Consider the following 9,760-nt stretch of genomic DNA (forward strand, 5'->3'; position numbering starts at 1 on the left):
CCGGCGAATGCCCCACCTGCCACCGCGAGTTACCCACCACACACCGACCAGGGCGCACCGGACCAAGCCGGACCTAACGAAGTACTACTAGGGGGCCGCTTCCAGGACGGAGAAGTGCCCGCCCTGCGGGTCGGCGAGCCGGACGGCCCGGCCGCGGGCGGTGTCGTGCGGTTCGACCAGGACCCGGCCGCCGAGCTCGACGGCGTGACGGGCGGTCAGCTCGGCGTCGCGGACCGCGAAGTGGGTGCGCCAGCGCGGCGGGTGGCCGCGCAGCTCGGCGCGGTGCCGGATGCCGGCGACCGGACGCCCGTGCACCAGCAGCGCGCTCTCCTCCGCGGCGGAGCGGACCGGGCGGTCGAGCACGGCGGAGTAGAAGGTGGCCGCGCCCGGCGCGTCGGGGGTGAGCAGTTCGGCCCAGGCCGGGGCGCCCGGCTCGCGGCCGGCCTCCCGGCCGAGGTGCTCCTCGCCCTGCCAGAGGCCGAAGACGGCGCCGGAGACGTCGGCGGCGATGGCCATCCGCCCGGCGCGCTCGGCCTGGAGCGGCCCGACGGCGACGGTTCCGCCGCACTCGCGGACGAGTTGGGTGGTGCGGTCGGCGTCGTCCACGGCGAAGTAGGTGGTCCACTGCACCGGGAAGCCGGTGGCGGTGGAGACGCCGAGGCCGGCCACCGGTGCCCCGTCGAGCTCGGCCCGGACGTAGTCGCCGAGCTGGCCGGGCCCGGGCGTGTACGTCCAGCCGAGCAGGGCGCCGTAGAAGGCGCGGGCGCCGGGCAGGTCGTCGGTCAGCAGGCTGACCCAGCAGGGCGTGCCCTGGGCCAGTCGGAGTTCCACCGCGGGCAATGCGGGCCTCCTCGTGGGTGGTCGGCGCACGGAGATCCCTGCGCGAGGGTGATGCTTCCACCCTGGCGGTCGCCCAACCCCCGGGCCGCGCGGAAAGTCCGGCAAAGACCCCACAAAGAGCGGTGGGCCGGGGCGTTCGCTGCGGATTTCCGCCGCCTTCTGCCGTCTTCCGTCGGATTCCGTCGTGTTCCGGCGGTCCGGGCGGCGGTGGGGAGGATCCGGATGCCCCCGCCGCCCGGGCCGCGCTGCGCGACAATGTCCGCCATGACCACCACCTACAACGACGGTTCCCCGCTGATCTCCGCGGCCGGGCTGCGGGAGGCGCTGGCCTCCGCGCTGCCGCCGGTGCTGCTGGACGTGCGCTACCAGCTGGTCGGCGCCGCGCCGGGCGGCCCGACCGCGGCCGAGGAGTACCGGGCCGGTCACCTGCCCGGCGCCCACTTCGTCGACCTGGACCGGGACCTGGCCGCCGCGCCCGGCGCGCCCGGCTGGGGCGGGCGCCACCCGCTGCCGGACCCGGAGGAATTCGGCGCGGCGATGCGCCGCTTCGGGGTGAGCGCCCGTCGCCCGGTCGTGGTGTACGACGGCGCGGCCTCGATGGCGGCGGCCCGGGCCTGGTGGCTGCTGCGCTGGGCCGGCCACCGGGACGTCCGGGTGCTGGACGGCGGCTTCGCGGCCTGGCAGGCGGCCGGGCTGCCGGTGACGGCCGAACTGCCGGAGCCCGGAGAGGGCGACTTCAAGCCGGTGCCGGGGCAGCTGCCGACGGTGGACGGGGACGGCGCCGCGGCCTGGGCGCGCGACGGCCTGCTGCTGGACGCGAGGTCGGGGGAGCGCTACCGGGGCGAGACCGAGCCGGTGGACCCGCGGGCCGGGCACATCCCGGGCGCGGTCTCGGCGCCGACGGCCGGGAACGTCGGCCCGGACGGCAGGTTCCTCCCGGCCGTCGAGCTGGCCGCCCGGTTCCGGGCGCTGGGCGCGGCGGAGCGGGAGACCGCGGTGTACTGCGGTTCGGGGGTGACGGCGGCGCACCAGATCCTGGCGCTCGAGGTGGCGGGGCTGCCGGCCACGCTGTACCCGGGCTCGTGGAGCGAGTGGTCGAGCGACGAGGCCCGCCCGGTGGCGGTCACCGGGCAGCCGGGCTGATCCCCCGGGTACGCCGCAGGGGCGGGAGGCCGGGCCTCCCGCCCCTGCGGCGTACCGCCGGTGCTACTCCTGCTTCTTGCGCCGGCTGCCGAAGACGATCTCGTCCCAGCTGGGCACGGTGGCCCGGCGACCGGGCCGGACGCCGTCCGCCTCGGCCTGCCGGTCGGTGGTGCCGACCAGGCGGTCGCGGTGCGGGGCGACGGCGCGCGGCATCAGGATGTCGGCGTAGGCCGAGCCCGCGCCGACCGCAGGGGCGGCCGCCGCCGCGGCCGGCTCCTCGTCCTCCTCGGCGACCTCGGCGGGCACCGGCTCGATCGGGGCGGGGGCGCCGACGGCGAGGTCGCCGCGGAAGGCGGGGACCACGTCGAGCAGGCTGGTCAGCGAGTCCCGGGACTCGGCGGTGGCCTCCCGCGACTCGCGGACCTCGCGGGCCGACATGATGCGGTCGGCCGAGGGGCGGTCGATCATCGGGCGGGGCGGCCGGTCCTGGGGGAGCCGGGCGATCCGCGGGATGAACGGGAAGACCGACTCCTCCTCGCGCTCGACGTTCTCGCCGATCAGTGCGCGGGCCTCGTCGTCGTTGGGCTGGACCAGGCGCCGCGGCGGGTCGTACGTCCAGGAAGCGCTGCGGCCCTCGCCGTCGGCCCGGTAGGAGAGGATGACCTCCCAGGTGCCGTCGTCGCGCCGCCAGGAGTCCCAGCGTTCGGTCTCCTTCTCGGCGCCGCGCAGCGCGAGCCGCTCGGCGACGGCCTCGCCGAGCTGCGGGCCGGGGGACTCGCCGTTGCGGCGGATCGCGGTCTTGCGGGCGCGCTCGGCCATGAAGGCGCGCTCGGCGAGCACCGGGCCCTCGAAGCGGCGGACGCGGTCGACGGAGATCCCGGCGGCCTGGGCGACCTCCTCGGCGGAGGCACCGGCTCGTATCCGGGCCTGGATGTCCCGGGGGCGCAGATGGCTCTCGACCTCGATCTCGATCTGGCCGAGGCGCGGCCGGTCCCCACGGATGGCGGCGCGTAGCCGCTCGTCGATGGGAAGGGTGTACTCCGTGCTGTCGGCAGCCTTGAGCACCAGCCGTGTGCCGTCGTTGCTGACGGCCACAACCCGCAGTTCGGGCACGGTTACCTCCCGGGTGGTGCCTGCCGACGTCACCTGCGTCGCTGCTCCCGTACTGAGTGTGGCCTGCCCACTCGCGACTGGCCACAACCTTGCTGAGTTCCCCGGCGTGTCGGGCGTATGCCCGTGCATGCCGCTGTGGCACGGTTGCCTTTTTGCCACGCCGTCCGTCGGCGTCGCGCCTGGGTGTCCCGGCCGTCCTCGCACGCGCAGTGAACGCGACGATCCGGGACGGGCGTCGCCGTGCGTGCCCGTTCCGTGGCTCCTCGTCAAGCTGTCGGTGTAGGCACAGTCGACAAGTCGACCCAAGGCTCGGGCTTTACGAACAGTACTCCATTCGTGGCATCCACAGGGGCGGCTCGCCGCTCAAGTCTCCCGCGATTCACGGGAATCTCAAGAGCGCGCTCCCCCAATGGCGGATGGCCACCGGACGGACGGTGATCATCTTCACACAATCCGGGCGTGGAGAACCGCATTTTCGTCCCTTGTGTCCTTCTTTGGGCAAGATGGAGAGTCTTGTTCGAGGAACAGCCGTACGGACCGAGGGATGTTGATGCCGGAGCGGAGCCCCGCCGAGGAGGGCGGCAAGGCCAAGGAGGAGCGCAGGCGCATCGATCTGAGTGTGGCTCAGGTCGCGGCGAGTGCGCTGGCCACGGTGGTGGGGGCGCTGCTCGCCTCCGAACTGGGGGTGTACGGCACGATCCTGGGCGCCGCCGTGGTGAGCGTCGGGGCCACCACCGGCGGCGCGGTGTTCCAGCACCTCTTCAAGCGGACCGGCGAGCAGCTGCGCGGGGCGGTGGACCGGGGGCCGAACCGGACCGTCAACACCCTGCGCCAGGTGCCGGTCCGCGCCGGCGAGCCCGGGCCGCGGGCGGAGCCGCCGGTGATCACCTCGGAGTGGAACGAGCCGCAGGTGGTGCGGGCGCGCCGGCGGTGGGGCTGGAGGACGTACGCGGCGGTGTCCGGGCTGGTCTTCCTGCTGGCGATGACGCCGATCGTGGCGTTCGAACTGGCCACCGGGCAGCCGGTGTCGGCGACGGTCAAGGGCGAGTCCGGCAACGGCACGTCCTTCGGCGGCTCGGTGACGCCCGGGTCGTCCCGGCCGCAGGACGACCCGGCGGACCGGCCGTCCCCCGGCGGTCGGCCGGGCCAGGACGCCACGCCGTCCGGCGGCGCCTCGGCCCCGGCGACCAACCGGCCGAGCCGGGGGCCGGGCGACACGCCGAGCGGCGGCGCCGGGACGGCCACGCCCTCGGCGGGCCCGAGCGCGACCCCTTCGACCGGCGCCTCCCCGTCGGCGGGCGGCGGGAAGCCCACCGGCGCGGCGAGCCCGCGGCCGCCGGCGCCGAGCGGCGCTCCGTCGAACGAGCCGGCGAAGGAGCCGGCGGCCCCGCCGCCGGCCGACGGGACCGGCGCCACGCCCTAGGGCGTGTCTGACAGTTCCCGCCGGGTGCGCGACGCTCCCCCAGCCTTCGGCCGGGAGGTACCCCCAGGGCACAAGCGCACCTCGCCGCGTTGTCGTCGGTCGCCAATGGCCCCCAGCCTCCGGCCGGGAGGTGCCCCCACCGCAGTGGCTCCCTCCTCCGCCTTGCGATGCACGCACCCCAACGCCGCGCCCTGATCCGACGCGAATTGTCAGACACGCCCTAGAGGGCGCGCGGCGCTAGGCGCCCAGCACCCGGCGCAGGTAGTCGTTGCCGAACACCCGCTGGGGGTCGACCTCGTCGCGCAGCGCGGTGAAGTCGGCGAAGTGCGGGTAGACGCCGGCCAGGTACCCGGCGTCGCGGGTGTGCAGCTTGCCCCAGTGCGGCCGGCCCTGATGGGCGGTCATCAGCTGTTCGACGCCGGTGAAGTAGCCCTGGTCGGCGGTGCCCCGGTAGAGGTGGACGGCGATGTAGGCGCTGTCCCGGCCGGACGCGGTGGAGAGCCAGAGGTCGTCGGCGGGGGCGAAGCGCACCTCGACCGGGAAGCTGACCTTCCAGCCGGAGCGCTCGACCAGGGCCCTCAGTTCGCGCAGCACCTCGCCGACGGCCGCGCGCGGCACCGCGTACTCCATCTCCACGAAGCGGACCTTGCGCGGGCTGGTGAACACCTTGTACGCGGTGTCGGTGAAACTGCGCTCGGACCAGGCCCGGCTGGCCAGCGAGGCGATCGAGGGGATCGAGCCGGGGAAGCGGCGGCCGACCCGGCAGGCGCCCTCCCAGACCGTGTTGGAGAGGAAGTCGTCCTCCAGCCACTCCTTGAACCGGGGCAGCGGGGCGGCCGGGCCCTGGCTGCGATTGTTGCGCTTGGTGGCGCAGCGGTCGGTGTGCGGGAACCAGTAGAACTCGAAGTGCTCGTTGACGGCGGTGAGGTCGTCCAGACGCTCCAGCACCTCGTCGAAGCCCATCGGCTGCTCGTGCGCGGTGAGTAGGAAGGCCGGTTCGACGCCGAAGGTGAGCGCGGTGATCACGCCGAGGGCGCCGAGGCCGAGCCGGGCGCCCTGGAAGAGCCGGGGGTTCTCGGTCGGGGAGCAGTGCCGGACGGTGCCGTCGGCGAGGACGATCTCCAGCGCGCGGATCTGGGCGGCCAGCGAGCCGGAGTCGCGGCCGGTGCCGTGCGTGCCGGTGCTGGTGGCGCCGGCCACGGTCTGGACCTCGATGTCGCCCATGTTGGTCAGCGAGAGGCCCTCGGCGGCGAGGAGCCGGTTGAGCCGGTGCAGCGGGAGGCCGGACTCGACGGTGACGGTGCCGGCCTCGCGGTCGATCCCGCGGACGGCGGTGAGCGCGTGCGGGCGGATCTGGACGCCGTCGCCGGCGGAGGCGATCGAGGTGAAGGAGTGGCCGGAGCCGACGGCCTTGACGGTGCGGCCCTGTTCGGTGGCCCGCCGGATCTCCCTGGCCAGTTCCTCCGCGGTGCCGGGGGCGGCGGTCCGGGCGGGCCGGGCGCTCTGGTTGCCGGCCCAGTTGGTCCACCGGGCGGGGGTCGCGGTACTGGCCTGGGGCATTGCGCTGCCTCCTGCTCCGTGGCCGAACGGGTCGGCGCGGTCCGGGGCGGCGCGGCCGCCCTACCCGCTGGTAGGGCCTGCGGGTAGGGCGAGAGACTAGTCAGTTCACCGTTCGGCGTCTACGGGTTGTCCGACCCCGTCGGCCGTCGCCGCGGCGGGCGCGCCGGAGGTCAGTCCGGCACGCAGCCGGCCGAGGCCGGCGAGGGCGGCGACCACCCCGAGCAGGCCGGCGGCGACCGGCACCCAGTAGCCCGCGGCGGCGCCGGAGGCGTCGACCACCCAGCCGCCGGCCGAGGAGCCGGCCGCGACGCCGAGGGCCAGGCCGGTGGTGGTCCAGGTCATCCCCTCGGTCAGCTGGGCGGCCGGGACGAGCCGTTCGACCAGGGCCATCGCGGTGATCAGGGTGGGGGAGATGGCGATGCCGGCGACCAGCAGCGCGCCGCCGACCGCGACCAGCCCGCCGATGCCGTGCACCGCGTGGGCGACCAGCACCAGCGGCACCATGCTGATCGCCATGAACAGGACGCCGCCGAGGAAGCGGACGGCCATCGAGCCGGTGAGCTTGAGGGTGCCGAAGACCACCCCGGCTAGGCAGGAGCCGAGCGCCCACAGGGCGAGGATCACGCTGGAGATCGACTTGTGGCCCTGGTCCTCGGCGTAGGCGACGGTGACCACCTCGACGGATCCGAAGATCGCGCCGGTGGCGACGAAGGTCAGCATCAGCACCTGGAGGCCGCGGTTGAGGATGACCGAGCCGCCCTGGTGCCGGGCGGCCGGATGGACCGGCGGCTCGGTGGAGCGCTGCCCGGCGAACAGCAGGACGCCGACGGCGAGGAAGAGCCCGGCGAGCAGCACGCCGGCCTCGGGGAAGACGGAGGTGGCCAGGCCGATGGAGAGGATCGGGCCGACGATGAAGCAGACCTCGTCGACCACGGCCTCGAAGGAGTACGCGGTGTGCAGCTTGCCGGTGTCCTCGCGGTAGAGGTGGGCCCAGCGGGCGCGGACCATCGCGCCGGTGCTGGGCATCACGCCCATGCCGGCGGCGAAGACGAACAGCGTCCAGTCCGGGGCGCCCAGCCGGGCGCAGAGCAGCAGGCCGGTGACGGCGACGACGGTGATCGCCATGGCGGGGACGATGATCCTGCGCTGGCCGTGCCGGTCCACCAGCCGGGAGACCTGGGGGCCGAGGACCGCGGCGGAGATCGCGAGGCAGGCCGAGACCAGGCCGGCGACCCCGTAGGAGCCTCTGAGCTGGGACAGCATGGTCACGATGCCGATGCCGGTCATGGAGATCGGCAGCCGGGAGACGAAGCCGGTGGAGGAGAAGGCCAGAGTGCCGGGGGCGGCGAATATCCGGCGGTAGCTGGACAGCACGGGAGCTCCGAGCGGGGGAGTAAGGAACAAGGCTGGTGAACACAGCTTACGTACGTTGGCAAACGGTATTTTCCGGACAGCCGCGCGGCCCCGGCGACGGCGCCCGCCCCCTCAGTGGCAGGATCGGTGCCATGTCCGACGCGCGCAATCCCTCCCCTTCCGGCGCCGCCCCGTACGACGCCCTGCTGCTGCTGTCCTTCGGCGGGCCCGAGGGCCCCGAGGACGTCGTCCCCTTCCTGGAGAACGTCACCCGCGGCCGAGGCATCCCCAGGGAACGGCTGAAGGAGGTGGGCAAGCACTACTTCATGTTCGGCGGGGTCAGTCCGATCAACGGGCAGAACCGCGAACTGCTCGCCGCGCTGCGCAAGGACTTCGCCGAGCACGGGCTGGACCTGCCGGTCTACTGGGGCAACCGGAACTGGGCGCCCTACCTGGTGGACACCCTGCGGGAACTGGCCGCCGACGGCCACCGCCGGATCGCCGTGCTCGCCACCAGCGCCTACGCCGGCTACTCCGGCTGCCGCCAGTACCGGGAGAACCTGGCCGACGCCCTGGCCGCGCTCGCCGAGGAGGGTGTGCCCGCCCTGCGGGTGGACAAGCTGCGGCACTTCTACAACCACCCGGGCTTCGTCCAGCCGATGACCGACGCCGTCCTGGCCGCCCTGGACGAGCTGCCCGAGGCCGTCCGCCCCGGCGCCCGGCTGGCGTTCACCACCCACTCCATCCCGGACTCCATGGCCGAGACCTCCGGCGCCCCGGACGACCCGGCCCGCGGCGAGCCCGGCGGCGCCTACGTCGCCCAGCACCTGGACGTGGCCCGGCTGATCGCCGCCGCGGTGGCCGAGCGCACCGGCGTGGCCGACCGGCCGTGGGAGCTGGTGTACCAGAGCCGCAGCGGCGCCCCGCACGTCCCGTGGCTGGAACCCGACATCTGCGACCACCTGGAGGCCCAGCACGCCGACGGCGCGCCCGCCGTGGTGATGGTCCCGATCGGGTTCGTCTCGGACCACATGGAGGTCAGGTACGACCTGGACACCGAGGCCGTCGCCAAGGCCGCCGAACTCGGCCTGCCGGTGGCCCGCGCCGCCACCGTCGGCGCCGACCCCCGGTTCACCGCCGCGGTGCGCGAACTCGTCCTGGAGCGGGCCGCCGCCGAGCGCGGGGAGCGGGTGACCCGCTGCGCCCTCGGCGCGCTCGGCCCCAGCCACGACGTGTGCGCGGTGGCCTGCTGCCCCAACCCGCGCGCCCCGCGCCCGGCCGTCGCCGAGCGCTGAGCCCGGATCCCACGCGTCCCGTCCGCCGCGCGTCCCGTCCGCCCCGCGCGTCCGGCAAGTCCCGCCCGAGCCGTCCGATCCGTCCGTCCGTCGTTCCGGAGGAGAACCCCGTGCCCACCCCCGCCCTGCCCGACGACCGGCTCCTCGACGACCTGCTGGAGGTCGCCCTGGACGCGGCCCGGCAGGCCGGCGCCCTGCTGCGCGACGGCCGCCCCGCCGAGCTCGGCGTGGCCGGCACCAAGAGCAGCCCGGTCGACGTGGTCACCGAGATGGACCTCGCCTCCGAGAAGCTCGTCCTGGAGCTGATCACCGACCGCCGCCCGGAGGACGGCTACCTCGGCGAGGAGGGCGCCGAGCGGCCGGGCACCAGCGGGGTCCGCTGGGTCGTGGACCCGCTCGACGGAACGGTCAACTACCTCTACGGACTGCCGTCCTGGGCGGTCAGCGTGGCCGCCGAGCTGGACGGCCGGGTGGTCGTCGGGGTGGTGTACGCCCCGGCCCGCGGCGAGCTGTTCCACGCCGTCCTGGGCCGTGGCGCGCGCCTGGACGGCCGGCCGCTCTCGGCCCGCCCGGCCCCGCCCTGGGGCCAGGCGCTGATCGCCACCGGCTTCAACTACGTCCAGCCGGTACGGGTGCGGCAGGCCGAGGTGCTGCTGGCGCTGATGCCGGAGGTGCGGGACGTCCGCCGGGGCGGGGCGGCCGCGGTGGACCTGTGCGACGTCGCCGCCGGGCGGCTGGACGGCTACTACGAGCGCGGCCTGGCCCCCTGGGACCGGGCGGCCGGCTGCCTGATCGCCGCCGAGGCCGGCGCGCTGGTCGGCGGCCGCCCCGGGCACGGGCCGGACCGCGAGCTGACCGTGGCCGCCGCCCCGGGGGTGTACGAGCCGCTGCAGGAGCGGCTGGCCGCGCTGCGCGCCTGGGCGGACTGACCGGTTCCGGCCGTGCCGCCCCGGACCCCCGGGGCGGCACGGCCCCGCCCCGGCGGGATCCGCGGTGTCCGCCGTTCCGGTTGACTCGGGGCATCGACGACCGG

Annotated in this window: 8 protein-coding genes; 4 read left to right on the forward strand and 4 right to left on the reverse strand. The window is 75.1% G+C overall.

Translation table 11 applies throughout. The features are described from left to right. Nucleotides 1-87 precede the first annotated feature (87 nt). Nucleotides 88-831 (reverse strand): VOC family protein, encoded by a 744-nt coding sequence (locus ACIQI7_RS38690; protein ID WP_401119525.1) that lies wholly within the window; start codon nt 829-831, stop codon nt 88-90. A gap of 273 nt (nt 832-1,104) precedes the next feature. Between ACIQI7_RS38690 and ACIQI7_RS38695 the strand changes: the two genes are divergently transcribed. Further along, nucleotides 1,105-1,983 (forward strand): sulfurtransferase, encoded by an 879-nt coding sequence (locus ACIQI7_RS38695; RefSeq protein WP_401119507.1) that lies wholly within the window; start codon nt 1,105-1,107, stop codon nt 1,981-1,983. 63 nt (nt 1,984-2,046) lie between these two features. Here ACIQI7_RS38695 and sepH read toward each other — a convergent pair whose 3' ends face one another. Next, complete coding sequence (gene sepH, locus ACIQI7_RS38700; protein WP_401119510.1) at nt 2,047-3,129, reverse strand: septation protein SepH; 1,083 nt, start codon at nt 3,127-3,129, stop codon at nt 2,047-2,049. 517 nt (nt 3,130-3,646) lie between these two features. On the opposite strand from sepH, the gene ACIQI7_RS38705 reads away from it, so the two are divergent. Continuing rightward, the gene (locus ACIQI7_RS38705) at nt 3,647-4,519 is read left to right on the forward strand and encodes a hypothetical protein (protein ID WP_401119513.1); all 873 of its coding nucleotides are present in this window, start codon (nt 3,647-3,649) and stop codon (nt 4,517-4,519) included. Between the two features lie 237 nt (nt 4,520-4,756). On the opposite strand, the gene ACIQI7_RS38710 is transcribed toward ACIQI7_RS38705, so the two are convergent. Together ACIQI7_RS38710 and ACIQI7_RS38715 are read right to left on the reverse strand one after the other, a co-directional pair. Continuing rightward, entirely contained in the window at nt 4,757-6,079 is a 1,323-nt protein-coding gene (locus tag ACIQI7_RS38710) for a D-arabinono-1,4-lactone oxidase (RefSeq protein WP_401119515.1), read from the reverse strand. A gap of 105 nt (nt 6,080-6,184) precedes the next feature. After that, complete coding sequence (locus ACIQI7_RS38715) at nt 6,185-7,453, reverse strand: MFS transporter (RefSeq protein ID WP_401119518.1); 1,269 nt, start codon at nt 7,451-7,453, stop codon at nt 6,185-6,187. A 131-nt stretch (nt 7,454-7,584) separates the two neighbouring features. On the opposite strand from ACIQI7_RS38715, the gene ACIQI7_RS38720 reads away from it, so the two are divergent. Both ACIQI7_RS38720 and ACIQI7_RS38725 read left to right on the forward strand, forming a co-directional pair. Further along, nucleotides 7,585-8,727, forward strand: a complete 1,143-nt coding sequence (locus ACIQI7_RS38720) for a ferrochelatase (RefSeq protein ID WP_401119520.1) — start codon at nt 7,585-7,587, stop codon at nt 8,725-8,727. Between the two features lie 110 nt (nt 8,728-8,837). Next, nucleotides 8,838-9,656 carry an inositol monophosphatase family protein gene (locus ACIQI7_RS38725; protein ID WP_401119523.1) on the forward strand — a complete coding sequence of 273 codons (819 nt, stop codon included), beginning with the start codon at nt 8,838-8,840 and terminating at the stop codon, nt 9,654-9,656. Nucleotides 9,657-9,760 lie beyond the last annotated feature (104 nt).

The organism is Kitasatospora sp. NPDC092039 (genome assembly GCF_044756065.1).
Classification (GTDB): Bacteria; Actinomycetota; Actinomycetes; order Streptomycetales; family Streptomycetaceae; genus Kitasatospora.

Excerpts from the sequence above, each read along its gene's own strand:
- ACIQI7_RS38695 (WP_401119507.1), top strand. The coding sequence starts at position 1,105 with ATGACCACCACCTACAACGACGGTTCCCCGCTGATCTCCGCGGCCGGG.
- ACIQI7_RS38705 (WP_401119513.1), top strand. The coding sequence starts at position 3,647 with ATGCCGGAGCGGAGCCCCGCCGAGGAGGGCGGCAAGGCCAAGGAGGAG.
- ACIQI7_RS38710 (WP_401119515.1), bottom strand. The coding sequence starts at position 6,079 with ATGCCCCAGGCCAGTACCGCGACCCCCGCCCGGTGGACCAACTGGGCC.
- ACIQI7_RS38720 (WP_401119520.1), top strand. The coding sequence starts at position 7,585 with ATGTCCGACGCGCGCAATCCCTCCCCTTCCGGCGCCGCCCCGTACGAC.